General features: G+C 56.0%; 30 protein-coding genes. 12 read left to right on the forward strand and 18 right to left on the reverse strand.

Annotated elements, in window-relative coordinates; genetic code table 11:
• Positions 1 to 12: 12 nt before the first annotated feature.
• A complete protein-coding gene (locus tag MWU60_RS15615) occupies positions 13 to 525 on the reverse strand; it encodes a DUF1643 domain-containing protein (RefSeq protein WP_247228308.1) in 513 nt (170 codons plus the stop codon).
• Positions 526 to 1,431, reverse strand: a complete 906-nt coding sequence (gene truB, locus MWU60_RS15620; RefSeq protein ID WP_247228309.1) for a tRNA pseudouridine(55) synthase TruB — start codon at positions 1,429 to 1,431, stop codon at positions 526 to 528.
• A 255-nt stretch (positions 1,432 to 1,686) separates the two neighbouring features.
• Here truB and MWU60_RS15625 point away from each other — a divergent pair, with 255 nt between their 5' ends.
• Positions 1,687 to 1,998, forward strand: coding sequence for a cupredoxin family copper-binding protein (locus MWU60_RS15625; RefSeq protein ID WP_247228310.1), 312 nt, complete (start codon positions 1,687 to 1,689; stop codon positions 1,996 to 1,998).
• A 43-nt stretch (positions 1,999 to 2,041) separates the two neighbouring features.
• On the opposite strand, the gene recQ is transcribed toward MWU60_RS15625, so the two are convergent.
• A complete protein-coding gene (recQ, locus tag MWU60_RS15630; RefSeq protein WP_247228311.1) occupies positions 2,042 to 4,081 on the reverse strand; it encodes a DNA helicase RecQ in 2,040 nt (679 codons plus the stop codon).
• A 173-nt stretch (positions 4,082 to 4,254) separates the two neighbouring features.
• Between recQ and MWU60_RS15635 the strand changes: the two genes are divergently transcribed.
• From MWU60_RS15635 to MWU60_RS15645, 3 genes are read left to right on the forward strand one after another with little or no spacing between them, the layout of a single operon-like run.
• On the forward strand, positions 4,255 to 4,899 hold the full coding sequence (locus MWU60_RS15635; RefSeq protein WP_247228312.1) for a histidine phosphatase family protein: 645 nt from the start codon (positions 4,255 to 4,257) through the stop codon (positions 4,897 to 4,899).
• Positions 4,900 to 4,911: 12 nt separating this feature from the next.
• Entirely contained in the window at positions 4,912 to 5,514 is a 603-nt protein-coding gene (locus tag MWU60_RS15640; protein ID WP_247228313.1) for a glutathione S-transferase family protein, read from the forward strand.
• The gene (locus tag MWU60_RS15645) at positions 5,514 to 6,560 is read left to right on the forward strand and encodes a saccharopine dehydrogenase (protein ID WP_247228314.1); all 1,047 of its coding nucleotides are present in this window, start codon (positions 5,514 to 5,516) and stop codon (positions 6,558 to 6,560) included. The genes MWU60_RS15640 and MWU60_RS15645 overlap by 1 nt, the downstream gene beginning before the upstream one ends.
• On the opposite strand, the gene MWU60_RS15650 is transcribed toward MWU60_RS15645, so the two are convergent.
• The 3 genes from MWU60_RS15650 to MWU60_RS15660 all read right to left on the reverse strand — a co-directional run bounded on the left by MWU60_RS15650 (position 6,557) and on the right by MWU60_RS15660 (position 8,223).
• Positions 6,557 to 6,883 (reverse strand): DUF3775 domain-containing protein, encoded by a 327-nt coding sequence (locus MWU60_RS15650; protein ID WP_247228315.1) that lies wholly within the window; start codon positions 6,881 to 6,883, stop codon positions 6,557 to 6,559. The genes MWU60_RS15645 and MWU60_RS15650 overlap by 4 nt on opposite strands.
• Positions 6,884 to 6,967: 84 nt before the next feature.
• Positions 6,968 to 7,144, reverse strand: a complete 177-nt coding sequence (locus MWU60_RS15655; RefSeq protein WP_247228316.1) for a hypothetical protein — start codon at positions 7,142 to 7,144, stop codon at positions 6,968 to 6,970.
• Positions 7,145 to 7,245: 101 nt separating this feature from the next.
• The gene (locus MWU60_RS15660) at positions 7,246 to 8,223 is read right to left on the reverse strand and encodes a helix-turn-helix domain-containing protein (protein ID WP_247228317.1); all 978 of its coding nucleotides are present in this window, start codon (positions 8,221 to 8,223) and stop codon (positions 7,246 to 7,248) included.
• 141 nt (positions 8,224 to 8,364) lie between these two features.
• Here MWU60_RS15660 and MWU60_RS15665 point away from each other — a divergent pair, with 141 nt between their 5' ends.
• The 3 genes from MWU60_RS15665 to MWU60_RS15675 all read left to right on the forward strand — a co-directional run bounded on the left by MWU60_RS15665 (position 8,365) and on the right by MWU60_RS15675 (position 11,150).
• Complete coding sequence (locus tag MWU60_RS15665; RefSeq protein WP_247228318.1) at positions 8,365 to 9,474, forward strand: MFS transporter; 1,110 nt, start codon at positions 8,365 to 8,367, stop codon at positions 9,472 to 9,474.
• A 102-nt stretch (positions 9,475 to 9,576) separates the two neighbouring features.
• Positions 9,577 to 10,164, forward strand: a complete 588-nt coding sequence (locus tag MWU60_RS15670) for a TIGR00730 family Rossman fold protein (protein WP_247228319.1) — start codon at positions 9,577 to 9,579, stop codon at positions 10,162 to 10,164.
• A complete protein-coding gene (locus tag MWU60_RS15675) occupies positions 10,161 to 11,150 on the forward strand; it encodes a carbon-nitrogen hydrolase family protein (protein ID WP_247228320.1) in 990 nt (329 codons plus the stop codon). Before MWU60_RS15670 ends, MWU60_RS15675 begins: the two co-directional genes overlap by 4 nt.
• 331 nt (positions 11,151 to 11,481) lie before the next feature.
• On the opposite strand, the gene MWU60_RS15680 is transcribed toward MWU60_RS15675, so the two are convergent.
• Positions 11,482 to 11,787 carry an AzlD domain-containing protein gene (locus tag MWU60_RS15680; protein WP_281493317.1) on the reverse strand — a complete coding sequence of 102 codons (306 nt, stop codon included), beginning with the start codon at positions 11,785 to 11,787 and terminating at the stop codon, positions 11,482 to 11,484.
• Positions 11,777 to 12,502, reverse strand: a complete 726-nt coding sequence (locus tag MWU60_RS15685) for an AzlC family ABC transporter permease (protein ID WP_247228322.1) — start codon at positions 12,500 to 12,502, stop codon at positions 11,777 to 11,779. The genes MWU60_RS15680 and MWU60_RS15685 overlap by 11 nt, the downstream gene beginning before the upstream one ends.
• 59 nt (positions 12,503 to 12,561) lie before the next feature.
• On the opposite strand from MWU60_RS15685, the gene MWU60_RS15690 reads away from it, so the two are divergent.
• The 3 genes from MWU60_RS15690 to MWU60_RS15700 all read left to right on the forward strand — a co-directional run bounded on the left by MWU60_RS15690 (position 12,562) and on the right by MWU60_RS15700 (position 14,309).
• The gene (locus MWU60_RS15690; protein ID WP_247228323.1) at positions 12,562 to 13,086 is read left to right on the forward strand and encodes a CGNR zinc finger domain-containing protein; all 525 of its coding nucleotides are present in this window, start codon (positions 12,562 to 12,564) and stop codon (positions 13,084 to 13,086) included.
• Entirely contained in the window at positions 13,083 to 13,481 is a 399-nt protein-coding gene (locus tag MWU60_RS15695; RefSeq protein WP_247228324.1) for a VOC family protein, read from the forward strand. The genes MWU60_RS15690 and MWU60_RS15695 overlap by 4 nt, the downstream gene beginning before the upstream one ends.
• A gap of 276 nt (positions 13,482 to 13,757) precedes the next feature.
• Positions 13,758 to 14,309, forward strand: coding sequence for a GNAT family protein (locus MWU60_RS15700; RefSeq protein ID WP_247228325.1), 552 nt, complete (start codon positions 13,758 to 13,760; stop codon positions 14,307 to 14,309).
• Positions 14,310 to 14,399: 90 nt separating this feature from the next.
• Here the strand turns inward: MWU60_RS15700 and MWU60_RS15705 are convergent, their stop codons facing one another.
• From MWU60_RS15705 to MWU60_RS15725, 5 genes are read right to left on the reverse strand one after another with little or no spacing between them, the layout of a single operon-like run.
• Entirely contained in the window at positions 14,400 to 15,137 is a 738-nt protein-coding gene (locus MWU60_RS15705) for an SDR family NAD(P)-dependent oxidoreductase (RefSeq protein WP_247228326.1), read from the reverse strand.
• 3 nt (positions 15,138 to 15,140) lie between these two features.
• The gene (locus MWU60_RS15710; protein ID WP_247228327.1) at positions 15,141 to 15,713 is read right to left on the reverse strand and encodes a DUF3833 family protein; all 573 of its coding nucleotides are present in this window, start codon (positions 15,711 to 15,713) and stop codon (positions 15,141 to 15,143) included.
• A gap of 3 nt (positions 15,714 to 15,716) precedes the next feature.
• A complete protein-coding gene (locus tag MWU60_RS15715; RefSeq protein ID WP_247228328.1) occupies positions 15,717 to 16,943 on the reverse strand; it encodes an MFS transporter in 1,227 nt (408 codons plus the stop codon).
• The gene (locus MWU60_RS15720; RefSeq protein WP_247228329.1) at positions 16,940 to 17,698 is read right to left on the reverse strand and encodes a DUF1365 domain-containing protein; all 759 of its coding nucleotides are present in this window, start codon (positions 17,696 to 17,698) and stop codon (positions 16,940 to 16,942) included. Before MWU60_RS15720 ends, MWU60_RS15715 begins: the two co-directional genes overlap by 4 nt.
• The gene (locus MWU60_RS15725; RefSeq protein ID WP_247228330.1) at positions 17,695 to 18,993 is read right to left on the reverse strand and encodes an FAD-dependent oxidoreductase; all 1,299 of its coding nucleotides are present in this window, start codon (positions 18,991 to 18,993) and stop codon (positions 17,695 to 17,697) included. Before MWU60_RS15725 ends, MWU60_RS15720 begins: the two co-directional genes overlap by 4 nt.
• A 124-nt stretch (positions 18,994 to 19,117) precedes the next feature.
• Here MWU60_RS15725 and MWU60_RS15730 point away from each other — a divergent pair, with 124 nt between their 5' ends.
• Both MWU60_RS15730 and MWU60_RS15735 read left to right on the forward strand, forming a co-directional pair.
• Entirely contained in the window at positions 19,118 to 19,774 is a 657-nt protein-coding gene (locus MWU60_RS15730) for a sigma-70 family RNA polymerase sigma factor (RefSeq protein ID WP_281493318.1), read from the forward strand.
• Complete coding sequence (locus tag MWU60_RS15735) at positions 19,771 to 20,433, forward strand: ChrR family anti-sigma-E factor (protein WP_281493319.1); 663 nt, start codon at positions 19,771 to 19,773, stop codon at positions 20,431 to 20,433. Before MWU60_RS15730 ends, MWU60_RS15735 begins: the two co-directional genes overlap by 4 nt.
• Before the next feature lie 55 nt (positions 20,434 to 20,488).
• Here MWU60_RS15735 and MWU60_RS15740 read toward each other — a convergent pair whose 3' ends face one another.
• From MWU60_RS15740 to MWU60_RS15760, 5 genes are all read right to left on the reverse strand, one after another.
• A complete protein-coding gene (locus MWU60_RS15740) occupies positions 20,489 to 21,139 on the reverse strand; it encodes a DUF4259 domain-containing protein (RefSeq protein ID WP_247228331.1) in 651 nt (216 codons plus the stop codon).
• 17 nt (positions 21,140 to 21,156) lie between these two features.
• On the reverse strand, positions 21,157 to 22,395 hold the full coding sequence (gene rmuC, locus MWU60_RS15745) for a DNA recombination protein RmuC (RefSeq protein WP_247228332.1): 1,239 nt from the start codon (positions 22,393 to 22,395) through the stop codon (positions 21,157 to 21,159).
• The gene (gene mutL / locus MWU60_RS15750) at positions 22,392 to 24,203 is read right to left on the reverse strand and encodes a DNA mismatch repair endonuclease MutL (RefSeq protein WP_247228333.1); all 1,812 of its coding nucleotides are present in this window, start codon (positions 24,201 to 24,203) and stop codon (positions 22,392 to 22,394) included. The genes rmuC and mutL overlap by 4 nt, the downstream gene beginning before the upstream one ends.
• Before the next feature lie 107 nt (positions 24,204 to 24,310).
• Entirely contained in the window at positions 24,311 to 25,612 is a 1,302-nt protein-coding gene (locus MWU60_RS15755; protein ID WP_247228334.1) for a pitrilysin family protein, read from the reverse strand.
• Positions 25,612 to 26,943, reverse strand: coding sequence for a pitrilysin family protein (locus MWU60_RS15760; protein WP_247228335.1), 1,332 nt, complete (start codon positions 26,941 to 26,943; stop codon positions 25,612 to 25,614). The genes MWU60_RS15755 and MWU60_RS15760 overlap by 1 nt, the downstream gene beginning before the upstream one ends.
• Between the last annotated feature and the right edge of the window lie 37 nt (positions 26,944 to 26,980).

Genomic DNA, 26,980 nt, shown 5'->3' on the forward strand with positions numbered 1-26,980 from the left:
CTGCGCAAATGGTTAACGCCCGTCCCACCGGATCGGTTGTTGGCTGTAACTGATGTATAGCGGATGTTTTGGATGACCATGCTTGCTGATCCCTAAACTGAAGAGTGGTTTGCCTGTGTCGCGCAACAACCCCTCAACCGCAGGGCCACGCCCCAGATGGGCGCCATGTGTGCCCCAGGCAGCGATGATCTGATCCGCCCAAGCGGCGCCATCGCACAGTGTTGCGTCGTTGTCTGGCCCAATGGGCTCTGCTGCCTTGCGCATTTGGAACGGATCGGTGTCCCGCCACGCAAAGATATTCGTCACTCGAAACGCACCAAACCCCAACGCCCGCGCCCGCCGTTCGCAGCGTTCGACTGTGGGGTCGTTTTGCACCTCGGTCGCCTTGGACGGGTTCAGCATCACAAAAAGCACGCGCTTGCCACCCTCATTCCATGTTCGGGTCAAGGCATAACGATAGCGCTCGCAGTCTGAGTAAGTCGCGGTGGACGGCGCGTCGTCTTTGATATGCGTGCGCGTGATCACCTAGACCACGAAAACGCGTGACGGCTGCAATTCACCGCCGCGATAGGTCCCGACGGCGATGGCTTTGCCTTCATAAGAGGCCCACACTTCCTCACCGTACTCCACATCCGTTGCAATCACCGAGGCCGGGTTGCCGTTGCGCAGTTTGGCAACGCTTTCGGCAAGGCAGCGGACCTCTGGCAGGTCGGCAAGCCCAACTTCGAGTGGTTGCAGGTATGCGTCCAGGTCAGGTGTCTTGGCCATCGCATCCACTTGCTCAAGTGTCACACCGTCCGTGGCCTGAAACGGCCCCGACCATATGCGGCGCAGGGATTTGACGTGGGCTTTACAGCCCAAAGCATCCCCCAAGTCGCGCGCGATGGAGCGGACATAGCCGCCCTTGCCACAGGTCATTTCAAGGACAACATGGTCAGCGTCGGGGCGGTCGATCAGCAACAGCTCTTCCACCCACAACGGCCGGGCAGCAAGTTCCATTTCCTCACCATCGCGGGCTTTCTTGTACGCACGTTCGCCATCCACCTTCACGGCTGAAAACTGCGGCGGGACCTGCATGACGTCACCGATGAAAGGACCCAAAGCCGCTTTAATCGCCTTATCATCAGGGCGCAGATCAGACGTCGCGATTACTTCGCCTTCGGCGTCATCGGTGTTGGTGGCCTGACCCAAACGGATTGTGAAAACATAGGCCTTCAACGCATCAGTGATGTACGGCACGGTCTTGGTTGCCTCACCCAGCGCAACAGCCAGAACGCCGGTCGCCTCCGGGTCCAGCGTGCCTGCATGTCCCGCCTTCTTGGCCTCCATCGCCCAACGGACCTTGTTGACCACCGAGGTCGAGGTAATGCCCGTAGGTTTATCCACCACCAGCCACCCCGAAATATCGCGACCCTTGCGTTTGCGTGCCATGTCAGACCCTTTGTTGCTTACCGGGCTGCTAATCCTGTACAGATCAAGGGTCAAGCACGGGCAGGTGATATACGTACCTGTCAAAAACGGACAAAGCATGCCAGTCTGGCCAGATACTTTCCGCCTCTGCGCAAATAATTTCAGAAAGACGGGAATAAATCTGATCGGTGGAACGTAAACCCATCGAGACATGCGATCGACGCACATGTTTTAGCAATCAGCGCAGTATTGGCGCATCTATCAAAGGACTTCGACATGACTATTAAATCACTTCTTATCGCAGGCGCACTTCTTGTTTCCGCAACTGTGGCCAACGCCGCCGATCACGTTGTCACGATCAAGGGGTTCGCGTTCGAACCCGCCGTCCTGACCATCGCAGCAGGCGACAGCGTGACATTCGTGAACGAGGATGGCGCGCCCCATACGGCCACCGCCAACAACGGCGCATTCGATACCGGGAATCTGGGACGTGGTGACCAAAGCAAACTGACGTTCTCTGCCGCCGGCACATTTGATTACTTCTGCTCGGTTCACCCGAACATGACCGCACAGATTGTCGTTCAATAAATTCCAGATTGTTGAGCAAGGGGCGGATTGATTGAGATCCGCCCTATGACGTGTTCTCCAGCACCTCCAAGAACGCCTCGCCAAATCGTTCCGCATATTTGTCACCAATAACACGCGTCAGGTGATCCATGTCTGTGCTGCGTAACTGGGCCACTTTCGCCAGCAAAGACGCTGAGCAGCTCATCGGTTTGTCAGCGCCATGCGGGCCGCGATTAAGTGACGCCTGCACCTGCATCAGCCGGTCATAAACCGCACCCTCATCGCGTCCTGCCAGCTTGCGGCGCATTGGATGCACCTCTTCGACGGCCCCGGCGATGACCTCCAGAAAATCGCGCCCGTAGTTTTCCAGTTTCTTGGCCCCGACCCCGCCAATATGCGCCATTTCATCCAAGGTCATGGGCCGCTTTTCGGCCATCTCAATCAGCGTGCGGTCATTGAAAATGATATAGGCAGGCGCATTGGCCTGTTCAGCCAGATAACGCCGCTTGGCCTTCAGCGCGGACAGCAGCGGTGCATCTTCTTCGCTGACCAGCATGCGGACCTTCGGGCCGGACCCGCGTGCGGCCTTGATCGTATCTTTGCGCAACTCAATGGTCGCCTCACCCCGCAGAATGGGCCGTGCATGTTCGGTCATCCGCAGCGCGCCGTGCCGTTCGCGATCAGGGCGCAGCAGGTCATGCCCCATCATCTGCCGGAAAATCGCCTGCCATTGGCGTTTGTCATAGTCCTTGCCAACCCCGTAGGTTGGTAGACTGTCATGGCCGCGTTGCTGGATTTTGTCGGTTGCGTTGCCCAACAAGATGTCGATCAGATGACCCGCACCGAACCACTCTTCCGTGCGTAGTGCGGCAGAAAGGGCCATGCGCACAGCCGTCGTCCCATCAAACACCTCGGCCGGTTTGTCGCACAAATCGCAGTGCCCGCAGGGGCCGGGGGTTTCGCCAAAATACTCCAGCAAATTCTGTCGCCTGCAACGCAGGGCCTCAGCCAGACCCAATAGCGCATTCAACCGCCCGTGATCCGCCGCACGCCGTTCGGGTGGGGCAAGCCCCTCATCAATCTGCTGACGGCGATAGCGGATGTCATCGGGGCCAAAAAGCGTCAACGTTTCGGCAGGCGCGCCATCCCGGCCGGCGCGTCCGATTTCCTGATAATACGCCTCAATCGACTTGGGCAGATCGGCATGCGCGACCCAGCGGATATCAGGTTTGTCGATACCCATGCCAAAGGCGACGGTTGCACAGACGATCAGCCCGTCTTCCTGCTGAAAACGCCGTTCCACGATGCGCCGGTCCTCGGCTTCCATCCCGCCGTGGTAGTGGCACGTGTTGTGGCCAGCATCCGACAGTGCTTTGGAGAGTGTTTCGGTTTTGGCGCGGGTCCCGCAATAGACGATGCCCGACTGCCCCTTGCGGGCGACGGCGAAGTTCAGGATCTGATTTCGTGGCCCGTCTTTGACGGCAAAGGCCAGATGAATGTTGGGGCGGTCAAAGCCGCGTAGGAAGGTCGCTGGTTGCTGGCCACCAAACAGCTTTTGCACGATCTCTTCGCGGGTTTCGGCGTCGGCGGTTGCAGTGAAGGCGGCAAGAGGAACATCCAGCGTGCGCTTGAGTTCACCAATCCGCAAGTAATCCGGGCGGAAATCATGGCCCCATTGGCTGACGCAATGGGCCTCATCCACCGCGATCAAACTGACGCCAGCCCGGCGCAGCATGTTGATAGTTCCACCCGAGGCGAGCCGTTCCGGCGCCATATAAAGCAGCTTGAGGGTGCCGGCCTCCAGCGCTTCCCAGACGGCATCGGTTTCCTCAGGTGTGTTGCCTGATGTCAGCGCACCAGCCTCGACCCCCGCTTCACGCAGCCCACGCACCTGATCGCGCATCAAGGCGATGAGGGGCGAAATGACGACAGTCACACCATTTCGCACCAAGGCAGGAAGCTGAAAACAAAGCGACTTACCACCGCCGGTCGGCATGATTGCCAGCGCGTTTTCACCGGCGATGACGGCTTCCACGATCTCTTGTTGCCCCGGCCGGAAAGCATCAAAGCCGAAAACATCACTCAAAAGCGTTGTCGTGGACAAATCAGGACCCTGTTCATGCAATTTGCTGCTCTTGATGATGACAATCCCACGCTAAGAATTCGTGCACAAGAGGGTGTCATGCGGCAAAATGCAAAAGGCCGACCAAGTCATGGGCTGGGAACGTTGCAAAGCCGTTTCACACCTCGTAACTCTGTTGGCTCAGGAGGAACTTGATGGGTGAAATCATTTTAGTCCGGCACGGGCAGGCCAATTCAGGTGCGACCGATGAAGAAAGCTATGATCGACTGTCGGATCTGGGGCACCAGCAGGCCAGATGGCTTGGGGATTACCTGCGTGATCGCGAAGGACCGTTTGACAAGGTTATCTCGGGCAGTTTGCGCCGCCACAAAGAGACCGCCGCTGGTATTGGCTATGATGGCCCGCAGATTGATGCCCGCCTGAATGAGATGGATTACTTCAATCTGGGTCAGGCGCTGGAAGACGTGCATGGCGTGCCGTTCCCGGGCCCCGACCAATTTGCAGCCCACGTTCCGCAGGTCATGGAAGCCTGGCACAAAGCCGAGATCATGGGCGTCGAAACCTTCGCGTCTTTTGAAGACCGCGTCACCTCTGTACTACAGGAAGCCGCCAAGCCGGGGTCGCGTGTTTTATGCGTCACCTCGGGCGGCGTTATCGGGATGATCATTCGCCATTTGCTGAACCTTGACCCGACCCGCATGGCGCATGTGTTATTGCCGATCATGAACAGCTCGCTCCACCGGGTGCGTGTGATCCCGCAAGGGCCGATCCTTGCCAGCTTTAACGCAGTGCCGCATTTGGATCAGGACGACCGAATGTATGCGCAAACACACTACTAAAGGACTGACCCCATGCTGAAACTGCATTATGCGCCGCGCACGATTTCTGTTGCTGTCGCGATTGTTCTGGAAGAGAGGGGGATGCCGTATGAGGCTGTCCGCGTCGATTTTGGAAGCTTTGAGCAAACCAAATATGACTATCGGCAGATCAATCCCAAAGGCCGGGTGCCTGCGCTGGAAACACCTGATGGCATCATCACCGAAACCCCTGCGATTCTGGAATACGTCGCACCTGAACTGGTGCCTGATGATGCATATGCAGCTGCAAAGATGCGCGAGTTGATGTCTTATCTGAATGGAACCATGCATCCGCACCATGCCCACGGTATCCGCGGTGAGCGCTGGGCGGATGAGGAAAGCTCTTTCGCGGACATGAAACGCAAGGTGCCCGAGCGGATCGCAGATTGTTCCGCTCATCTAGAAAGTGAACTGCCATCTATGCCGTTCAATGTCGGAACATTGGAGGTTTTGTCGGATGCCTATCTCTATGTTGTGCTGACCTGGTTGCCCGGTGATGGCGTCGACATTTCGCATTACCCTGGCCTTGCGGCATTCCAGCACCAGATGAACACGCGTCGATCGGTGCAGGCGGTTTATGAAAAAGGGATGCTGTGATGACCCATCTCTGGGTCCGTTCTGAAAGCCGATCACATGAAGAACGTGTCGGTGTCACGCCGCAGGGTGCGGCCAAGCTGATTGCCGCAGGATATCAGGTGACCGTCGAGGAAAGTACCCAGCGTATTCTATCCATTGCGGACTATGCCGCAGTTGGTTGCGCAATCGCGCCTGAGTTTTCGTGGGTGGATGCGCCTGACAATGCAATCATCTTTGGTCTGAAAGAACTGCCCGAAGATGGCAGCCCGTTGCGGCATCGCCATATCATGTTCGGACATGCCTATAAGGGGCAGCCATCAGGCAAAATCCTGTTGGATCGGTTTCAGGCCGGAGGTGGCACGCTTTATGATCTGGAATATCTGACTGATGATGCGGGCCGCCGCGTTGCCGCCTTTGGGTATTGGGCGGGTTATGCCGGGGCGGCAGTAGCGTTAATGTGCTGGCTGGCGCAGCAGAATGGCGCGGTTGCCGCACCCGTGAAAGCCTATGCCAGTGCCAACCATTTGCTGATGGAGCTGCAAGAGGCGTTGATGGCCCTTGGGACGGAACGCCCGACCGCGCTGATCATTGGTGCTTTGGGCCGGGTCGGAACCGGTGCTGCGGACCTTTGTCAGGCGATGGGCGTGGCCACAACCAAATGGGATCTGGCCGAGACCGCATCGGGTGGGCCTTTCCCGCAGGTGCTGGCCCATGACATCTTTCTTAACTGCATCCTTGCGCGCCCCGGCACGCCGGTTTTTGTGCCCGCTGGTGCAAAGGTAGCGCCAAGGACCCTGTCAGTGATTGGGGATATTGCCTGCGACCCCGATAGCGACTTTTCACCTGTCAAAGTATATGACCGCACAACGACCTGGGACGAACCTGCTTTGCGGGTCCATGATCAGCCGGTGCTGGATGTGACCGCCATTGATAACTTACCGTCGATGTTACCTGCCGAGAGCAGCGAAGATTTTGCCGAACAACTGCTGCCGCATCTGATGACGCTGGATGCCATCAATGCAGGCGTTTGGGGGCGTGCAAAGGGCTGGTTTGACCGGGCGACTTAGGCTGGCCGATAAAGATCGTCCTCTGCCACAGACGGGTCACTGCCCAGTGCTGCCATCCCGGCTTCAAGATGATCCGACAAATGCGGGGAACCTTTGAGATATTCGGCGGTCGGCACGGTTGCCTCTCGCGTTGCAGTCTCAAGCGCCTCGGCAAAGTCCTCTGGCTCAAAGCTGCCGCGCCCAACCCAGAATACGGCTACAAGCCCGGCTTTTTCGTCGTCAGCAAGCTGATCGACAAAGCCATCAAACTCATTCTCGGCCCGGTCAAGTTCACGTGCGAGGATAATCACCTCGGCGATTTTATCTGCTGAAATAGGGAGCATATTGCGTCCTCCTTTGGTTTGACCATGAAGGATCGTAGCACATGCGGCCTTGATCTGGCGCAAGCAAGTTGGATTAAGCGGGCGTCACTTCTTGTCGCGCGCGGCTTTCTCTTCCTTGGTTAGCTTATTGTTCCACTGATTGTTGGACAGGCCCAACTCAGCCGCTGGGGGTTTGGTCTTGCCAACACTGACCTTGCCGCCTTTGTTCAGGAATTCCTGAATGAGAGCATCATCAGTTGTGGGTTTGGGGACTTGTTTCATGGGGTAAGGGTAGCTTAGGTGAGGTGATGCAGCAATGGTGTGTTTGCGGGACAAAGCGCCAATTCGCTGCGGATGCGCAAAGGGCGGCTTTCGGCAAAATATTACGTCACAAATGAGTTAATATAGTCACTCACATGGATGCCAAACCTTCGCTGAAAGGCGCGGCGCATGCGTTGGAGGTCGCCAAAACCGCTGAGCTGCGCAACTTGCTTCAGGGGTAGTTTTTCAGACATTAGTCCTCGCGCATGATCAATGCGTATTCGCTCCACGAATTGTGCAGGATTTTCATGCAAGTCGCGTTTGAAGTGACGCGATAACGTGCGGGGGTTCATACCTGCGGCTTGAGCCAATGCATCCAGTGACCAATCTAAATGTGGTTCGGCGACGACTTTCTCGATCAATTGCGTTAGCGCATCGTCTTTCGTGAATTGGCCTGCCAGATGAATGGCGTATTGGCTTTGCCCGCCTGTTCGCCGCAATTGTACGACCAACTCTCGTGCGACTGCCAGCGCAACAGTCGCACCGCAGTCTGTGCGAATGATGGAGAGGGCAAGGTCGATTCCTGTCGTAACACCTGCTGACGTGAATACACGATCTTGTGCTGTGGATATCTGATCAAGATCCCACAACACGCGGTCATACTTCTGGGTATCCGTTAATCGTGACCAATGCGTTGTTGCCGCCCGCCCATCCAACACACCTGCCGCAGCAAGCAGTAGTGCGCCGGAACAGATCGAGATGACACGTCCCTTGGGCTTGCGGTCGAGGTGGTTCGCAATGACTTCACAAACAACCTTATTAGGGATCAGCACATTAACACCTGCGCCACCCGGTATCAAAAGATCGTCGCCATATGTTTCTGATGACAGCGCCGCGTCCGGCACCAGACGTAACCCGCACCCGGCCCTGACGGGACGCCCATCAATGGAAACATACCGAATGTGGTATCGCTTTTTACCGTTCACCATAGCGGTATCGAAAGCCTGCACCGGACCAGAGATATCCAGTAGATTGACGTCATCAAAGAGCAGGACATCTATGGAGCGGGGTTTATGTGCTTTGTCTATATTTGATGCCATATTGACATATTAGACAGATACGAAGTGGTTTACCAAGTCCCTAGCACAATCAAATTGGGATATTTTATGTACACTTCGTTCATATATCGGAACGGCAACTATTTGGGCTTGATTGTGGCGAACACAATCCTTGGGTCCGCTATGCCGATGCTGATAATTATGGGCGGTCTGGCGGGTTTGATGCTGGCCCCCTCAACTGCACTGGCAACGCTACCGGCGTCACTTCAAACACTCGCTGGGCTACTGGCCGCCGCACCGTTTTCGCTATTGATGGGCAGACGTGGGCGAAAAACTGGATTTGCTACAGGCGTTGTCTGTGCTGTCGTAGGTGCTTTTCTTGGGGTTTGGGCATTACATATTGGCAGTTTTATTCTTCTGTGCATCGCACATCTTGCTCTAGGTGCAGCACTTGCATGCTACCAGTATTTTAGGTTCGCGGCTGCTGAGACTGTGAGCGCGGAATGGCAGCCTGTTGCAATCTCTTTGATGCTAACGTCAGGCTTGATTGCAGCCTTTGTCGGTCCACAGGTATTCATCACGGCGAAAGATGCGCTTGCGCCAATTCCCTTAGCGGGCGCGTATGCAGCACTCGCAGGTCTTTCCATCATCGGCCTGATCCCACTCCTTTTAACGAAGCTACCAGCCCCGACGAACGGTACTCCACAAAGTCTCAAGCAACGGTTTGCATCCCTGTCGATACTGAAACGTAAACCCGTCCGCCTTGCGGTTGGGCTTGGGGCCGTCTCTCAGGGCATCATGGTGTTCTTAATGGTGCCTACGCCGCTCGCTATGATCGGATGCGGCTTTAGCGAAACCGTGGCAGGTGACGTGATCCGTTGGCACGTTGTGGCGATGTTTGCTCCGAGTTTCTTTACCGGGTTCTTGATCAAAAGATTTGATGTGCATCCGATTGCTCTCATTGGACTGGCACTGCTGATTGTGTCTTCGATTGCGGCGCTAAGTGGTCTTACGTCTTTTCACTTTTATGGATCGCTTGTTCTATTGGGCATTGGATGGAACTTTGGTTTCATCAGTGCGACGACGATGCTCGCAAATTCTGTGAAGGAAGATGAAAAGGCGTTGGTGCAAGGCGCGAACGATACACTGATCGCGCTGGTGTCAACATTGTGTGCGTTTGCAGCGGGTGCAATCATCGCCGGGTTCGGCTGGGCCGTGCTTGCAGCTGTTTCGTTCGGGTTGTTGATGGTCGCATCCGCGGTGTTTGTGAAAGAAACTCGCGCGATCTCCTAACTTTGTTGAGAAGAACAACGCCGATATGCGCGCCTAACGCAACGCTGGTCGGATTGGCGCAAAGATCAAGTTTCAATCCATAGCGATGAAAGATGACAAATAATGGGAATTCGGCACAGACATATTGCGGTGTTCTGCGGATCAGCTTCGGGCCAGCACTATGACTATAGTTCTGAGGCTTTCGATGTTGGACAATCACTGGCAAAGGCCAGTCGCCAGATCGTGTATGGAGGCGGGCAAGTTGGTTTAATGGGTGCCGTTGCGGATGGATGCTTAGACGCTGGGGGAAATGTTATTGGGGTTATGCCGCGTGCGCTAGTTGAACGGGAAATCGCTCACCATGCACTGACAGAACTCATTATTGTAGAGGATATGCATGAACGCAAAGCCGTGATGGCGGAGCGATCCGATGCATTTTTGACCCTTCCAGGTGGCAGTGGAACGCTAGAAGAGTTTTTTGAGCAATGGACTTGGGCACAGATTGGATATCATCAAAAACCCATTGGGCTGCTCAACTTGAATGGCTACTTTGATCCGCTTTTGACGATGTTTGATCAAATGGTGCGCGCTGGCTTCCTATCAAAAACGCATAGAGAAATGCTGTTTCATTCCGCTGATGTGGCAGACCTGCTGACTGATTTTGCAAGTTACCAACATCCACCGATCAAAGGATACGAAGTCAAAAAATGAAGAACTTACGCACGCCTCAACCCGAGAACGTCAGTGCCCGTGACAGCCTGACGGTTGGCATAGCACAGGTTGCACCAATTTGGTTGAACCGCCACGCAACACTTGGCAAGGTCGAGATTGCGGTTGAACAAGCCGCTTCCGAAGGTTGTCAGCTTGTAACATTCGGCGAGGCATTGGTCTCAGGGTATCCCTTCTGGATCGAGCGAACTGATGGCGCACGCTTTAATGACCAACGCCAGAAACATCACTATAGCCGCTATCTGGATCAAGGCGTTGTCATAGAACGGGGTGATTTGGAGGGCGTTGCCAAGCTTGCAAGAAAACACAAGATTTCGGTCTATCTGGGAATTATGGAGCGCGCACCGGATCGGGGCAGTCACAGCCTGTACTGCTCTCTGGTCTACATTGACGCCAACGGATCGGTTCAATCAGTTCATCGTAAGCTACATCCAACATACGAAGAACGGTTGGCATGGGCGCAAGGTGACGGGCATGGATTAGTTGTCCATGACCTTGGGCCCTTTCGGGTCGGAGGCCTCAACTGTTACGAAAACTGGCTCCCTCTCGCGCGTTCGGCCTTGTACGCACAAGGTGAAAGTCTGCACGTTTCTGTCTGGCCAGGCGGTTTACACAACACACAAGACCTGCCCGTGTTTATCGCAAAAGAAAGCAGAAGCTACGTTATCGCCTGCTCCGGGTTGATGCGTGCGCAAGATTTTCCCAAAGACACGCCCGACCTCGATCTCATTCTGGCTGATGGCGATAATATCATTTCCAACGGTGGTTCCACTATAGTCGCACCAGACGGCACTTTTCTCATAGATCCTGTCTTGAATGAAGAGGCTTTGATCGTCGCCACGATAGACGCTGCAATCGTACGCGGTGAACGGCAGAACCTTGATCAAGCGGGCCACTATGCTCGGCCCGATGTTTTGAGGCTTACTGTTGATAGGCGGCGTCAAAGACAGGTGGATTTCAGCGATTGACCCAATGCGGTTTGCAGCGATGAACATCCAACACTTTAAAAAACCAAAGGAACTATTCATGCAGATACCTGCCGTGGCGTTGACAGTTGTTCTTCTAGGGGGAGTTGCAACCGTTCTACAGGCACCAATTAACGCGGCATTGGGTCGTGCAATTCGCCCGGCCAGAAGTATCCGCTAGAGGCGGCAAGTTTCAGGACGGCTTCTGGCCAGCTCCAGTCGCGCGCAACCGCTGGTTTGTGCAACACCTTGCGATACGCTATTGCCTCAGCGTACGTTTGGTTTCGCCCCGAAGGCTTGATGCCCTCTTTTTACGGATCAACGAACGCCTGGTTCAGTGAAAAAACAGAGCCCACGCCGCTGCAAGAGCCATGCCACTGACCATAGCCCAGACGGCACTCTTCGAACCGAGCATGATGAAAGCAGCGAGCCCCACAGCTGCCCCTTCGCGGAGCCCGTTCTGCGCGACGATTGATGCCACAAGCGCGGCGATCACGGACACTGAAAGGGCGTTCAGAAACCGTTCGATACGCGGCGAAATGATGATGTTGGTCATCAAAAGCGGGCCCGCGATGCGGCTCGCAAAGGTTATCGCTGCGATCATGATTATTGCCGCGACGGCTGAGAGCTCACTTGGCATGGTAAAGGGTCCCGACCATGCCACCGACCAGCGCGGCTAAGACGACGTTCCAGCCGGTCGGAAGGACGTCAAGCATTGGGACGGCGACAGCGCTTGCCACAAGAATTGGCGCGATCATTTCCACCTGCCTGGGTTGACCTGCAATCACTGCCGCAAAGAAGCATGGCATGACGACATCGATACCAAAGGTGGTAGGGTCGCCGAGCTCGGCACCGCCCAAAGCGCCAATGGCCGTCCCTGCAACCCAGCAAGCCCAGAGGACCAATCCTCCTCCAAGCAGTATCCCGATGTCTCGCTCACCGTTTTGGAAGGCAGGCTGGCTGTCGGCAAAGTTGGGATCACTTAGATAGCCTAGGACCAGAGCGCGACGGCTTAGAGGAAGCTGATTGATCCATGGAGCGAGAGCGGCCCCCATGATGGTGTGGCGGGCGTTTAACGCCAGCACAACCATTGCCAGGGACCCAAAGGCGAGGGGTTCCGTCCAGAAGTCGAGTGTCGCAAACTGTGCGGCCCCGGAGAAAGTCGCCAGGCTCATCAGAATGGCTTGAAAGCTGGACAAGCCGCTTTCGATGGCTGCAACGCCGAAAGCGATACCGAAGGGAACCGTGAAGAGTGCGAAAGGGAGGAGTCTTCGCCCTCCGAGCCGTATGCCTGCCAGGGTAAGGACGACACCTTTGTAAGTGGGTGCTGAATCTTCTGCATCTTCTATAACCATTTCTTAGGTTAGGCATGGGCACTCTTGATAGTCAACCAGTACTCAGGTTAGGATTTGGCATGTCTTATGCGAATGATTATCCAGTGAGGCTCGTTGGCGGACGTTTGGCACTCGATCTGGTCAACACAGCGGACTGGTCGGAAGACGGCCAGGTTGTGCATGAAAAGATCGAGAGCCTCGAAGACTTGGATGTTTGGCTGCAAGCCTTTGGACTGCCGGATATTGGGTTACCGGCCACGGCCGAGTCCTTCCGAGTCCTTCGTGCCAACCTCAGGCAGTTCTTGCGATCTGAAGATCGGCCACACCTGTTGAAGCTTCAACGTGAGATGGACGCTTGGACCGCAAACGGGGGGATCGCCCGGCCATCGCTGTCAGGGCTGGCCATCATGTCGACCTTCTCAATCATTGCCGACCCTCGTGAGCTTGGCAGGATCAAGACCTGTCCCGGCGAAAACTGTGGCTGGATGTTTGTCGACGAGACTAAAAATAGTCGCCGAACGTGGTGTCTTATGGAGACCTGCGGCAACCGGGCCAAAGCGGCGCGGCATTATCGGAAGGTCCGTGAGGAAAGGATGACGTCTTGATTGGTTATACAATGGTGGGTACGCGCGACCTTGAGAGAGCAATTCGCTTCTACGACCCTCTTTTCGAGGAGATGGGGATCGACAAGGCGTGGAGTGACGATCAGGTCGCTTCATGGGGTGACAAACAGGACCAGACCGCGCCCAGGTTTTTTACCGGATACCCCTTCAACGAGGAGCCCGCGACCGTAGGCAACGGTGTAATGACCGCGTTTCGGATCGAGGGCAAATCCAAGATCGACCGTCTCTACGAGATCGCCATGAGCAAAGGCGGGTCCGACGAAGGCGGTCCTTCCTTTCGCCCCCAATATCACGAGACTTTCTATGCGGCTTACCTTCGTGATCCCGATGGCAACAAGATCGCGTTCTTCTGCTACGAAGATAGCTCGCAGCAGTAACCTTTGAGGTGCGAAAGGCGCAGCCTGTGGTCTCCCTTCAGGAACCCATGCGGCGAAAACGGTCGTTTGTGCTGTCCTCCCCTGCATCACGCCGGATTAATCTCTTAGATTGGACAAAAACCCACGGCAAAATAGAACGGGGTTTTGTCACGTTTTTGGGCCTGCAAGTCGCGAGGAACGGCGAGGTCCGCAGTGCGGACGAAGCGCCAATTCGCGGCGGCTGCGCAAAGTCTCGTCTTGAATTGCCTTGTAGCTGCAAGAATGTCATTTTTCGGTATGAACCAAGATATTCCCGAGCTTAGCGGCCTTCGCGTTCTCCTTCGTCCCTTCCATCATTCGGATGTTGCCGGGCGATTTGCACTTGGACGCTCCCCGGAGATAGTGCGCAGCTTTGGAGGTAACCCAGACGGCCTTCCCGCTTACGAAGAGAGTGATGCGCGTTCATGGGTAGAGCGGAACATTGAACACCCTCTTTGTTGGGCAGTCGAAGTAGGTGGCCGTTTGCTGGGAGAGGCGCGTCTCGATGGTCTTGATTTGCATGACCGTCGAGCGCGCTTGGCAACGGGGCTCTATGACGATTCACAGCTAGGAAAGGGTTTGGGGCGTGAGATGATCAAGCTAGTCTTGTCGCATGCTTTCGGAGCAATTGGATTACATCGGGTCGATCTACGGGTTCTAGCATTCAATGAGCGGGCGATACGGTGCTATCGTTCTTGCGGTTTTGTCGAGGAGGGACGAGAGCGCGAAAGCGCTCTTATCGGTGATGTCTGGTACGATGACATCATTATGGGAATACTCGCAAACGAGTATCGGGCTTCGGCCAATTAGTCCTGCCCTCAGAAGAGCCGACATTCACGCAACGCGCAGCATTCGTCACTTTGGGCTCAAAGCCGTCATCCATCAACAGGCGTATGCCACCTACTTCGCCCCGAAAAGACGATAATACATCCAGTCTGGCATGAACTGCGAAAGCCGGAATACCCAAGAGAATACCATGGGAAAGCTCTTCTTGAAGGTGTCAGTGTTCATGTGATCAAACACTTCTTTCGCGGCGTCCTCAGGTGACATGATGAACGGCATGTTGAAGTCGTTCTTTTCAGTCAGCCGGGTTTTGATGAAACCCGGGTTGATCAATTGCACTTCGATGGGCGAGGTGCGCAGATCGGCCTGCATGGATTCCGCCAGTGACATCATGCCCGCCTTGGATGAGCAGTAGCCAATGGCACCGGGCAAGCCCCGAAAACCGGACAATGACCCGACGAGCACGATATGTCCGGCATTCTTGGAAACCATGTTCTTGATCACCGATCCAACGACTCGTGATGCGCCAAGGAAGTTCACCTCGCCCATCATATCCGCTTTTTCGTTATCCCACTCTTGCGCTTTCATGGGCCAATAGACGCCAGCCAAATAGATAACACCGTCGATTTCGCCCGCTTCGGCGGCAGCCGCTTCAACCGCGGCGCGGTCAGCGACGTCGACTGTGATGTAGGATGCCTTACCGGGCAGTTCCTCGACCAGCGCCTTCAACCGATCTTCTGATCTGGCAGAGACAATCACCTCGGCCCCCGCGCGCGATAGGCAGAACGCCACTTCACGCCCCAACCCCTCGCTTGCGCCAACAAGCCAGTAGCGTTTTCCTTGCCAGTTTTTCACGGGTTATTCTCCTGCGTAGGCCTTGTCTTTGGGGCGCATGGTTGCGACCAGCTCGGCCACTTTGATCCCGAATTTGCGGAACTGGCTGCGGTTCATGATATTCCCGTTAGACATCAGATACATCCAATCGGTGACATCAAGTGCATGCCCGCCCGCTTCTTCGGTCAGCTTGATGCGGTAGTTCAGCAAAACTGCTGAGCCTGACTGCTGCCCTGTGCCGGCGCCCACAACATCAGGTGCTTCGGCTTTGATCTTGCCGTCGTTGCCCAGTGTCAGTGTCCATTCACGGTGCTGCACCTGACCGCTGTCATAGTGGAACACTTCCTTCATCGTGCCGACGTTACCGTTCCACGACGCTTCAAAGTCCGCCACGAAGCGCGAGGACACTTTGCCGGTGGGGCCATAGATGACGCCTTCGCATTCGATCGGCCCGTTGAACCGCTCGCGGATGTCAAAGATTGGCCCATCAGCGTAGTCATCAGACTTTTGCGCCCAGAAGGACACATAGCGTTCCTTGAGAAATACTGCGACGGCCATAAGTACCGCGCCGATCATGATGTAAGTGACAAACGACATCGTTTAGTCCTCAAGTTTCGTGGCGATCAGCAAGCCGATAGCCAAAAGTTTCAAAAGCGACGGCACAAGTGCGTAAAGCACCGTCAGCATGGTGATGGCTTCGGCGGGCAAATCGGTTGCCCCAGCCGTAAAGCCTGATCGTTCCAGTAACGGCAGCAAAACCACCGCGGCGAAGGCAAGCGTAAACTTGTTCACCAAATTCCAAAGGCCAAACCCTTGTCCGCCATTGGGCGAGATGGCGGCCATACGTTTCGCAAACATCGCAGGCAGCAAAGTCAGGTCTGCGCCGATGGTCGCTCCACTTAATACGCAGATAACTGCAAAAGGGATCACATCGCCGGGCGATAAAGTGAGGGTGTAGGCAAATGAGGCGACCGCGAGGATCATGGCAGCGATCAAAACGGGCTTAGGGCCATAGCGCCGCGCAAGGGCTGACCAGATGGGCGATGATATCGCTGCGGCCAAGAAAAACAGGACCAAAAGTGGACCTTCCCAGCCGACAGCGCCCAGTTTGCTTTCGACATAGAACAGGAAAAGTGTGGAGGACACGGCCAGTGGCGTTGCGTTAACCAAGGCGAGAATAAGCAATTTGCGCGCGGTATTGTCGCGGATGATTTCGCCGATTTGCGATGGCTCTTGGCTGGCCCGCTCTTTCCATTCAGGCCACATGAAGAACGCTGCAATCAGGGTCAGCGCAGCGAACCCATAGGCAAAGGCGGCGAAAGGGCTGGCGACGACACCGATCAAAACGGTCGGGATGACCGCGGCGATGCACACGCCCAGCAGTGCCCCGCTTTCCCGCCAGGCCGCCAGACGCACATGCCCTTGCGGGTCTTGGCCTGCTTTGCTGACACCCTGCGCGTAGAAGTTGATCGACAGAAAGCTGAAGGCCGTGAAGAGCCCGGTGACCGTGATCCCGAACCACCACAGTGGGTCGATGGGAGGTGCTATAGCGAACAATCCGATCATCGACAGCGCCATGATGACGGCGGTAAGCGTGATGACCAGCTTTTTGGATGAGGTCAGCCGCTCACTGATCCAACCCAAGATCGGGTCTTGGATCATATCGAACAGGCGCATTGCAAAAAGTAGGGCGCCGAGTGCCGCAAGGCTTACACCAAAGGTGTCGGCGTAGTATTTGGGTGCATAAATATAGATCGGCAGGCCAGCCCCTGCCAACACGGCCGCAAAGACCGAGTATGCGGGCAGCCGCTCTGACAGGGCTTTCATCTGCTGACCTCATCTGCCGGCGGTTCGGGTTGCGACCGGAAGGTCGCCCCTTTCCACCACAGCTTGATTGCCTGCCAATGGATCAGCGTCAAAACGCGCCGAGATCCGAAGGGTCGGCGAAGCGTCGCCTTGATGATGGATGCGTTGGTGATCGGCTTGCGTGGGCCGGTCAGCGTGGCAATCAGCCCGCCGTTGCCGCGCGAATAGTCGATCCAGATGCCGATGCTGTCAGGCTGAATATCAAAGCGGAAGGTGTAGCCGCCTTTAATGGGCTGGAAGGGCGATACATGCATCAGCTTTTGTGCTGACAGCGTTTCGTCTTTGGTGATCGCGCGCCCATCGTCGTGACGGCATAAATATGAATGACGGTCGCCAAAGGTATTCGTCACTTCGGCAATCACAGTCGTTAGCGCGTCATTTGCGTTGTAGCACAGCCAGAATGAGACAGGATTGAAGACATGGCCCAAAACACGCGGCTGGGCGAGCAATTCAATCCGCTTCGCATCGGTCACGTCGTAAGCGGCAAGCACCTCGTGAACCCAAACGGCCCCTGTGCCGTGCTTTGGTGCGCCGCCATGATCGCTGTCTTGCAATGACATCATGTTTGCGCCGTTCCGCGAAAACAGAGCAGGGGTTTGCACCTTCGCCTCGGCGTCTGTCAGCACATAGTCGATGGAATAGCGAAAGGCGTTCTTCGTCGCCCCCCGCCGCCCATGATAGGTTTCTGCTGCGATATGATGAACGCCGGAGGTCACTCTGCCGCGATATCCAGGCGTTCAACGGCGTTCAGCGCATTTACAACGTCCAAACCGCTTGAAAGCCCATCTTCGTGAAAGCCGTTTTTCATCCAGGCACCACAGAACCAAGTACGGTTTGAGCCGTTCATCGCAACCGCAGCCTCTTGCGCGGCAATGGCGGCAAGATCATAAACCGGATGGCGCAAAGTAACCTCGTCCCAGATCAGGTCTTCGCGGATCGGGCGGTTGCTGTTCAGCGTAACCATCATCTCTTCGCTTTTCAGCCAGGGCTGCAGGGAGTTCATCCAATACGTCAGGTTGATTTCTTTGTCGGTCTTCTGCGCATCCTCGGAATAGATCCACGATGACCAGACCTGACGCCGTTTGGGCATGATAGAGATGTCAGAATGCAGCACGATCTTGTTGGGCTGATAGCGTACGGCGCCCAGCACGGATTTCTCAACCGCGGTCGCGTCCGACAGCATACGCAGCGTGTCGTCGGAATGGGTTGCAAAGATTACCTCGTCAAACGCTTCCCAATCTGCGCCGTGTGTTTTGATGTCTGCACCCGCAGCAGTCCGGCGCACCGCATCAATCGGGGTGCCAAGCCGGATATCGACACCGCACTTCATCATATCAGCGCCAAGCCGCGTAACATATTCGCGCGACCCGCCATCAACAGTGTACCACTGATGCTGACCCGTCGCCCCCAATAGGGCATGATTGTCGAAAAACCGCATCATCGCATAGGCAGGAAAATCGAGGATTTTCTCTTTCGGTGTAGACCAGATCGCCCCAGAGAAGGGCAGCAGATAGTGATCGCGAAAGTAGTCACTGAGCTTCAGCTCTTTCAACAACTCTCCGATGGTCATGCTCTCATCGCGGCTGGCCTCAAGACCCTTGGCGTTGAACTTGAGGATATCGCGCACCATGCGCAGGAACCTGGGGCTGGCGATATTGCTGCGTTGGGCAAAAAGCGCGTTCATGCTGGCAAGACCATACTCCATGCGGCCACCGCTGAACGATGCACCAAAGCTCATGTTACTTTTGGTGACGGGCACATCAAGATCGGCGAAGAGCTTGGTCAGGTGAGGGTAGTTGGCATAGTTGAAAACGATAAATCCGGTATCAACGGCTTGATCTTGATTTTTGCCAGCCATGCGTGTGCGTGCATGACCACCCAGACGGCTCTCTGCCTCGAACAACACGACACGATGGTCGTTGGCCAACGCATGCGCCGCCCCCATACCAGAAATCCCCGCACCAATTACCGCAATTTTTCTGGGCGCGGCTGTCCCGGTTTCGAATGGCATTTTAGGGGGGCTCCAGTGTCTCTTGATCGTTTGTTATTCTTGTTACGCGTCCATTACTTACATGGATCACAACAAAAAGCATCCCGCGTGTGATCCAATCTAAGATGAGGGGCGTAATAGATATATGTTGACGGAACCTAACGCCCTCAGAAAAGCGGATGCGCTGCCGCCACCTGTCACTTATGGTGATCACAAGGCGCAGCCGGTGCGCAAAACGAGGAATACGAAGGTGACCCCCGAAGCAACAGCAAAACGTATGGCTTGGGTCGTTCAGGTCTATGCCGTGCGGGACAATAAGGACCGCAAAGCCTTTGCCGAGCTTTTTGGGTACTTCGCCCCGCGGGTGAAGTCGTTTTTGATGAAATCGGGGGCCAGCCCGGATCTGGCAGAAGAATGCACACAGGAGGTCATGGCGACCCTTTGGAACAAGGCCCATATGTTCGATCCGACAAAGGCGAGTGTCTCCACATGGATTTTCACAATCGCCCGAAATCGCAAGATCGACATTCTGCGCAAACAGCGCAGACCTGAACCAGAAGATCTGCCATGGGGCCCAGAAGCTGAACCTGATCAGGTTGAGGCGATGGGTCTACAACAAGAAACCGAACAACTCGGGCAGGCCTTGGCCACATTGCCCGCCGAACAAAGAAAACTGATCGAGCGCGCCTACTTTGGCGAACTGACCCATAGTCAAATTGCCGCAGAGACGGGATTGCCACTGGGTACGATCAAATCACGAATTAGGTTGGCGCTGGATAGGCTGCGCCACGCAATGAAATGATGAACGATATGAAACAGATCAAACACCACCTGACCGAGCCACTGTTGATGGGTTACGCCGCTGGCACCTTGCCGGAAGCCTTCAATCTGGTTGTTGCGACCCACATTTCGATGTGTGACAGCTGCCGTGCTGCCTTAGCCGAGTATGACGCCGTCGGCGGCGAGGTCATGCTGGACAGCGAACCAGTGGATGTCGCCGAAGACGCGCTTGCTGCGACACTCGCCATGATTGATGGCGGCTTGCCGGCAGAAAAACCAATGCCTGCCCGCGCGAAAGACACGGTATTCCCCGGCCCGCTACAGGATTACGTAAATGGCGACTTGGACAGCCTTAAATGGCGCAAAGTTGGTGGCGGCGTGAGCCAGCTTGTTTTGAAAACATCCAAGGACGCGAGTGTCCGCTTGCTGCGTATCCCCGCCGGAACGGCTGTTCCGGATCACGGGCACCGTGGGACTGAGCTGACATTGGTACTGCAAGGCGCGTTCACCGACGAAGAAGATCGGTTTGGCGCTGGTGACGTTGAGGTTGCGAACGAAGATTTGCACCACACGCCCGTCGCAGAAAAAGGTGTGGATTGCATTTGTCTTGCGGCGACAGACGCACCTTTGCTGTTCAATGGCCTCGTGCCCCGGATTGCGCAGAAGTTTATCGGAATATAAACGGATTACCTCAAGCCCACTTAAAATGCCTCGGTGAAAGCCGGGGCATTTTTGGTTAAACGTCGTAGCCCAAACCGCGCATCAACTCTTTGCGCATGACTTCCGTGGGTGATCCATCATCGTTCCAATATGGACCCGGTTCCGCGATTTTGTCTTCCATGCACTTGCGATGCGGGTAGTTTTCACAAGTTCCGCCTTCTGGATCGTCATATGCGAACAATAGGCCGTCACGTTCCGTGACTACCCCGTAGCAGATGTAGCAATGCCCGATGAAATCCTCTGGCAGTTTTTCCTTTTTGGGTTTCTTTGCGGGCGCTTCAAACGGCTTGGTCTCGTCAAGCCGCGCGTACAACGCATCAAGCGAGGCTTGCCATGCGTCGTTCTCCCCGGAATCCTGCCAAAGTTCGGCGAGTTCTGAATTGCTACGAATGTGGGTGACCAGCCCCATAGCGGTTTGCAGGAGTGCGGGCGTGACATCATCAGCGCTCAACGTCACGATCTCTGGCAAGTCCTCAGCCGCACGGCCAGTCGTCGCTGCCAGTATTTCACAGGCTGCCAGGGCGATGCAGGCATCATCCGCATCCAGATCAGGGGCAAACATGCTGTCATCATCAATGACCGCGCGCACATCGGCGAAGGTTTTGACTTCTGTGGCAAAATCCAAGGCTGTGTCATTGCCAAATTGGCCAACGTCCCATGCACCCATGATACTTCTTTCTTACTTCAGCTCTTTGGCGATGCGAGCGGCACAACATTCTGTTCCGGCTCGGGCGCCAGTTCTTCAAAATCAAAGTTATCCAACCGGTCCGCCCGCTTACCAGCCCGCGTGGCAGCAGTCAGCACACCGGACACATCTTCACCTGCCTGCCGCAGATGGGTTTCCAGCTTGCCCGCCTTTTCGCCAATGATCTCCACATCACGGTGCAGCATCCGCAGCGCCTTGCGAATTTCGCCTGTTTGCTCGCGCATCCGCGCATCCTTTAAGATCGCGCGCATTGTGTTCAGCGTCGCCATGCAGGTTGTGGGCGACACGATCCAGACGCGCGCGTCGAAACCAGCACGCACAACTTCGGGCAGACGGGCGTGTAGTTCGGCATAAACGGCCTCGGATGGCAAAAACATGATCGCCCCGTCAGCGGTTTCGCCTTCAATGATGTATTTCTCCGAAATGTCCTTGATATGTTTGCGCACCGCGTTGCCCAGATCGCGCAACGCGGTTTTCTGCAATTCTTGCGTGTCAGCGGCGGCCAGTGCTTCGTAGGATTCAAACGGGAATTTCGCATCAATGACGATCGGACCGGGCGGATTTGGCAGATGCACCAGACAGTCGGCGCGTTTGCTGTTCGAAAGGGTATGCTGCAACGCATAGCTGTCTGCTGGCAGGGCCTTGGAGACGATATCCGTCAGTTGGATTTCACCAAACATGCCACGTCGTTGTTTGTTGGATAGGATATCCTGCAACGACAGCACGTCGCCTGACAGCTTTTCGATATTTGTCTGTGCCTTGTCGATGGTCGCAAGCCGTTCCTGTAGTTCAGTCAGGCTTTTGGTTGTTTTCTCGGACGATCCCGACAGCGTGTCTTTCATGCGCTCTTGCATCTCGGCCAGTGAACGCGCTGATTTGATGGCATTGTCGGAAAGACGTTCCGCCATTTGTGCCTGAACCTCGGCCAGCCGCGCTTCCATGGTTTGCACGACTTGTACCTGCGCCGTCGCTTGGGCATCGCTGACCGTGCGGATGTTACCGGCAAGCTGTTGCTGTCCTTGCCCAAGCGATTGCACGTCTTGTGACAAACGGCCCACTTGAGACGCCACAAACTGCACCGCCTCGGTTGATTTGCCAGCGCGTCGGACGCTCATCATCAATAGGATCAGCACCAGCAGGGCGACGACACCACCAGCGACCGTGGCGATCACCATTGGGTCGTTGAGGTCGTATATGTTTTCGCCAATCTGGATCATGTGCGTCCGAACAGCCGTTCAATATCGGCGAGTTTGAGTTCGACATAGGTGGGTCGCCCGTGGTTGCATTGCCCTGACAATGGCGTTGCTTCCATCTCGCGCAACAGCGCGTTCATCTCAGCCGCCTGCATGCGGCGACCAGAGCGGATGGAGCCGTGACAAGCCACGCGGCTAAGGATCGCCTCAATCCGCGCTTGGACCGAGGCGCTGTCGCCTTGGTCGGTGAGTTCATCGAGGATATCTCGGATCATGGCAGCGGCATTGACCTCACCCAAGATGGCGGGTGTTTCGCGCACAGCAACTGCGCCCCCGCCGAAGGGTTCGATCGTTAGCCCCAATCGTGACAGATCATCGGCAATTTCAAGCAGTTGGGCTGCTTCGTTGTCCGACAGCTCAACGACCTCGGGGATCAGCAAGGCCTGCGCTGCGACGCCGTTTTCGGCCATCTGCGCTTTGAGCTTTTCGTAAACGAGCCTTTCATGGGCGGCGTGTTGATCGACGATCACGATGCCTTTTTCGGTCTGCGCGATGATGTAATTCTCATGCACCTGCGCCCGCGCCGCACCGAGTGGCAGATCATCGGGCTCATCCTCGACAACCGGGTCGATCCGGGCCGATGGTGCTTCGCCAAAACCGGGTGCTTGCGCTTGGAATGTCATTGAGCGGGCGCTGAAACTGGGCCGGTCCATTTGATAAACGCGGGGTGTTGTCTGCTCGGGCGTGATCGCGCCCAAAGTGGCGTTGGCGACCGTGGTTGAAGCGCGATGCCCGGCATCTGCCAATGCGTGTCGCAGGCCTGAAACGATCAACCCACGCACGGTGCCCGGATCGCGGAAACGGACCTCTGATTTGGCAGGGTGGACGTTGACGTCCACCAGCGTTGGATCGCAGTCCACAAAAAGGGCTGCAACCGGGTGCCTGTCGCGCGACAGCACATCCATATAGGCGGCGCGCAAGGCCCCCAACAGCATCTTGTCCCGCACAGGTCGCCCATTCACGAACAGATATTGTGCCACAGCAGCACCCCGCGAATACGTCGGCAAAGCGGCATAGCCCGTCAGGTGAAATCCGTCGCGCAAGGTATCAATGCGCAGTGCGTTTTCGGCAAAGTCTTTGCCCAGCACGGTGCGCAGCCGCCCGTGCAAAGCATCAAACAGATCGCCGGTTTCTGCGTCGGCGCGAAACACCGTGCGGCTGTCGCCTTTTGATGTATCGCGCAGGATGAAGGTCACGAACGGCTCGGCCATGGACAAACGTTTGACGACATCAGTCACGGCTTGCGCCTCGGCCCTGTCCGTGCGGAGAAATTTCAGACGGGCCGGTGTGGCATAGAACAGGTCGCGCAGTTCGATGACCGTGCCGGACGATAGCGCGGCTGGTTTCACCCCCTTCGCCTTGCCGCCTGCAACGGCGATCATCGCAGCCTCAGCCCCGTTTGCGCGCGACGTGATCGTCAGGCGGCCCGTGGCACCCAGCGAGGGCAAAGCCTCACCTCGAAACCCGAAAGAGCGGATATTCAGCAGGTCCGAACCGTCAATCTTGGACGTCGCATGGCGCGACATCGCCATCGGCAAATCCGATGGCGTCATACCGCAGCCATCATCTGTGACACGGATCAGGGTCTTGCCGCCATCGGCGATGACCACCTCGATCCGGGTAGCGCCGGCGTCGATGCTGTTTTCCACCAGCTCTTTCACAGCAGAGGCCGGTCGTTCCAGCACCTCACCCGCTGCAATCCGGTTGATTGCGGCGTCATCCAGCTGCCGGATCACCGGGCGTGGCTGTATCTGGGGGTCTGCAGTGGCCATAGCACAAATTGTAGCATGACCCGCGCCGATTCTACGAGGGCGAAAACAGCGCAGGAAATTCTAGAATTTCCTGCTGTCAGAACAATTTTCTGGAAAATTGTTCGCCTCTACTCCAGCCCTTCGGGTTGACCCACGACGACAAAGTGCAGGTTTTCGGGTTGCAGAAGTTCAGCGGCAACCCGGTTCACATCATCCAACGTCACTTCATTGATGAAATCGTTGCGGTTCACTACGTAGTCAGGCGATAGCCCGATCATCTGCATGCCCGCCATGATCTTGGCAATCTCGGCGTTGCCGTCAAAACGCAGCGGATATTCTCCCGTCAGATAGGTTTTGGCCACTTCAAGCTCTTCGGGCGTAACCCCATCTTGGGCCATTCGCGTCCATTCATTGCGGATAACCTCAATCGCCTCTGCGATGGTTTCATTCGATGATGCGACGGATCCCAACATCATTTCGGCGTGGAATTTCGGCACCAAAAATGACCGAATGCCGTAGGTCAGCCCGCGCTTTTCGCGCACTTCGGTCATAAGCCGGGATTCAAAACCACCGGCCCCCAAAATACGGTTCATCACGAAGGCGGCGAAGAAGTCTTCATCATCACGCTTCAGGCCGCTGTGGCCAAAAAGCGCCACAGACTGCGGTGTGTCATAATCGATAACGGTGATCCCGCCAGCAAGACCAAAGGCCACATCGTCAGGCAGCGTCGGACCCTCCGCAGGCAGATCACCCAGCAAGTCATCAAGCAGCGTGCCAATGGTTTCCGCTGTCGTATCCCCAACTGCTGATACGAAAAGACGGTCGCGCGTTAGCGCATTGCGATGCGCTGTAATCATGTCGTCCCTTGTCAATGCCGCGACGCTGTCCGCAGTTCCTTCAAGGGCTGATCCATAAGGGTGATCGCCAAAGGCCGCAGCGGAAAATGCAGCATTCGCAATCGCGTTTGGGCTTTTCTCATCACTGGCGATGCCCGAGATGACCTGCGCGCGGACCCGGTCCAGAGCTGTCTGGTCAAACCGCGGCGAGACAAGAGCCTGCCGCAAAAGGGCGACGGCCTCTTCCTTGTTCTCGGTCAGGAAGCGCGCTGATATGGCAATTGAATCGTCCGACGCCCGAAAGCTGAAACTAGCGGCAAGGTCTTCAAGTCTGGACTGAAACGCTTGCGCTGACATATCACCAGAGCCTTCTTCAAGCAGACCAGTCATCAGGTTTGTCGCCCCCCGTTTGCCGGGCAGGTCGAGCGATGCGCCACCGCGAAAGCGGATTTCAAGCGCCACGAAAGGGATCGACGGTTCTTCGACCACCCAGGCATTGATCCCACCGGGCGAGGTCACTTCCTTAATATCGGTCTCTGCCACCGCTGTCGTGGCAGCAAGTGTCAGGCACAAGGCGATGATGAAACGGAACATTAGCGTGCCTCCTCTTCGCTGGCGACCACCCAACCGGTGACGGCCTGATCCTTGTTAAAGACTTTGGCCGCAACCGCCTTGATGTCTTCTGCAGTGACGGCTTGCAGGACATCTGGCCAGGCTTGCACATCCGCAACTGTCAGGCTTTGTGTGAGTGCCGCGCCATAGCGTTGCGCCAACCCCTGCACATTATCCAGCGCGTAAATTTCGGACGCCCGCAGTTGAGTGCGGATGCTTTCCATGCGTTCTGGATCAATCTCGCCTTCCATGAAAGCGCTGATTACCTCGTCCATTGCTGTTTCTGCCTCGGATAGGCTGACGCCATCAGACGGAACAACGGCGAACGTAAAGGTCGCATCATCAAGCCATGATCCGCTGTAGGATGCATTGGTGTAGATCGCGGTTTGCGTATCGAATTGCAGGGCTTGACCCAGTGCTGATGTGAAGGGCGATCCGCCCAGAAGTTCAGCCAAATAGACAAGTGCTGCCGCTTCGGTTTGCGCGCCGGGGTCACGTTCGGGCGCGAGGTAAGACCGCACCAGATACGGCTGGCTAACGCGCGGATCGACATAGGTGATCCGACGCTCGGCACGCTGCGGTGGTTCCTGCGGGCGTTCGCGCACTGGCAGTTGCTCTTCTGCGGGGATCACACCGTAGTAGGTTTTAGCCAAGGCCAGTACCTCATCGGGCTTTACGTCGCCTGCCACAACCAAGATGGCGTTGTTGGGGGAATAATAAAGGTCGTAGAAGTCCAGCGCGTCTTGCAGATCAAGCTGCTCCATCTCGTGTTTCCAGCCGATGACCGGCACACCGTAGCGGTGATTTTGGAACAACGCGGCGCGGAACTGTTCGCGGGCCAAAGCATTGGGGCTGTTTTCGGTGCGCTGGTTACGCTCTTCAAGGATCACCTGGCGCTCTGTTTCGACGTCGTCTGCGGTGATCCGCAGGTTGTTCATGCGGCTGCTTTCCATTTGCATCATCAGTTCAAGCCGATCGGATGCAACCCGCTGAAAATATGCGGTATAGTCATAGCTGGTGAAGGCATTATCGCTGCCACCGTTGGCCGCGACGATGGAAGAAAACTCGCCCGATTCCAAAACGTCCGTGGCTTTGAACAGCAAATGCTCCAGAAAATGCGCGACGCCAGATGCCCCGACGGGTTCGTCTGCGGATCCCACCTTGTACCACAGCATATGGACGACAACCGGCGCGCGGTTGTCTTCGATGACGACCACCTCCATTCCGTTGTCGAGTTCATAGGTCGTAACGTTTTCGGCCTGCGCGGCAAATGCCGTCATCATCAGGACCAAGCCTGCGAACAAACGTGTCATGGGCACCCTTTTTTAAGTTGTTGTCCGGATACCTACG

It is taken from the genome of Yoonia sp. F2084L (genome assembly GCF_023015625.1).
In the GTDB taxonomy this organism is placed as follows: Bacteria; Pseudomonadota; Alphaproteobacteria; order Rhodobacterales; family Rhodobacteraceae; genus Yoonia.

Coding starts and splice junctions, on each gene's coding strand:
- MWU60_RS15675 (WP_247228320.1), top strand. CDS start 10,161: ATGAAGAACTTACGCACGCCTCAACCCGAGAACGTCAGTGCCCGTGAC.
- MWU60_RS15625 (WP_247228310.1), top strand. CDS start 1,687: ATGACTATTAAATCACTTCTTATCGCAGGCGCACTTCTTGTTTCCGCA.
- MWU60_RS15740 (WP_247228331.1), bottom strand. CDS start 21,139: ATGGGTGCATGGGACGTTGGCCAATTTGGCAATGACACAGCCTTGGAT.
- MWU60_RS15735 (WP_281493319.1), top strand. CDS start 19,771: ATGATGAACGATATGAAACAGATCAAACACCACCTGACCGAGCCACTG.
- MWU60_RS15645 (WP_247228314.1), top strand. CDS start 5,514: ATGACCCATCTCTGGGTCCGTTCTGAAAGCCGATCACATGAAGAACGT.
- MWU60_RS15635 (WP_247228312.1), top strand. CDS start 4,255: ATGGGTGAAATCATTTTAGTCCGGCACGGGCAGGCCAATTCAGGTGCG.
- MWU60_RS15725 (WP_247228330.1), bottom strand. CDS start 18,993: ATGCCATTCGAAACCGGGACAGCCGCGCCCAGAAAAATTGCGGTAATT.
- MWU60_RS15680 (WP_281493317.1), bottom strand. CDS start 11,787: ATGCCAAGTGAGCTCTCAGCCGTCGCGGCAATAATCATGATCGCAGCG.
- MWU60_RS15650 (WP_247228315.1), bottom strand. CDS start 6,883: ATGCTCCCTATTTCAGCAGATAAAATCGCCGAGGTGATTATCCTCGCA.
- MWU60_RS15665 (WP_247228318.1), top strand. CDS start 8,365: ATGCCGATGCTGATAATTATGGGCGGTCTGGCGGGTTTGATGCTGGCC.
- rmuC (WP_247228332.1), bottom strand. CDS start 22,395: ATGATCCAGATTGGCGAAAACATATACGACCTCAACGACCCAATGGTG.
- MWU60_RS15760 (WP_247228335.1), bottom strand. CDS start 26,943: ATGACACGTTTGTTCGCAGGCTTGGTCCTGATGATGACGGCATTTGCC.
- MWU60_RS15700 (WP_247228325.1), top strand. CDS start 13,758: ATGAACCAAGATATTCCCGAGCTTAGCGGCCTTCGCGTTCTCCTTCGT.
- MWU60_RS15755 (WP_247228334.1), bottom strand. CDS start 25,612: ATGTTCCGTTTCATCATCGCCTTGTGCCTGACACTTGCTGCCACGACA.
- MWU60_RS15730 (WP_281493318.1), top strand. CDS start 19,118: ATGTTGACGGAACCTAACGCCCTCAGAAAAGCGGATGCGCTGCCGCCA.
- mutL (WP_247228333.1), bottom strand. CDS start 24,203: ATGGCCACTGCAGACCCCCAGATACAGCCACGCCCGGTGATCCGGCAG.
- truB (WP_247228309.1), bottom strand. CDS start 1,431: ATGGCACGCAAACGCAAGGGTCGCGATATTTCGGGGTGGCTGGTGGTG.
- MWU60_RS15690 (WP_247228323.1), top strand. CDS start 12,562: ATGTCTTATGCGAATGATTATCCAGTGAGGCTCGTTGGCGGACGTTTG.
- MWU60_RS15685 (WP_247228322.1), bottom strand. CDS start 12,502: ATGGTTATAGAAGATGCAGAAGATTCAGCACCCACTTACAAAGGTGTC.
- MWU60_RS15660 (WP_247228317.1), bottom strand. CDS start 8,223: ATGGCATCAAATATAGACAAAGCACATAAACCCCGCTCCATAGATGTC.
- MWU60_RS15640 (WP_247228313.1), top strand. CDS start 4,912: ATGCTGAAACTGCATTATGCGCCGCGCACGATTTCTGTTGCTGTCGCG.
- MWU60_RS15670 (WP_247228319.1), top strand. CDS start 9,577: ATGGGAATTCGGCACAGACATATTGCGGTGTTCTGCGGATCAGCTTCG.
- MWU60_RS15710 (WP_247228327.1), bottom strand. CDS start 15,713: ATGTCGTTTGTCACTTACATCATGATCGGCGCGGTACTTATGGCCGTC.
- MWU60_RS15715 (WP_247228328.1), bottom strand. CDS start 16,943: ATGAAAGCCCTGTCAGAGCGGCTGCCCGCATACTCGGTCTTTGCGGCC.
- MWU60_RS15655 (WP_247228316.1), bottom strand. CDS start 7,144: ATGAAACAAGTCCCCAAACCCACAACTGATGATGCTCTCATTCAGGAA.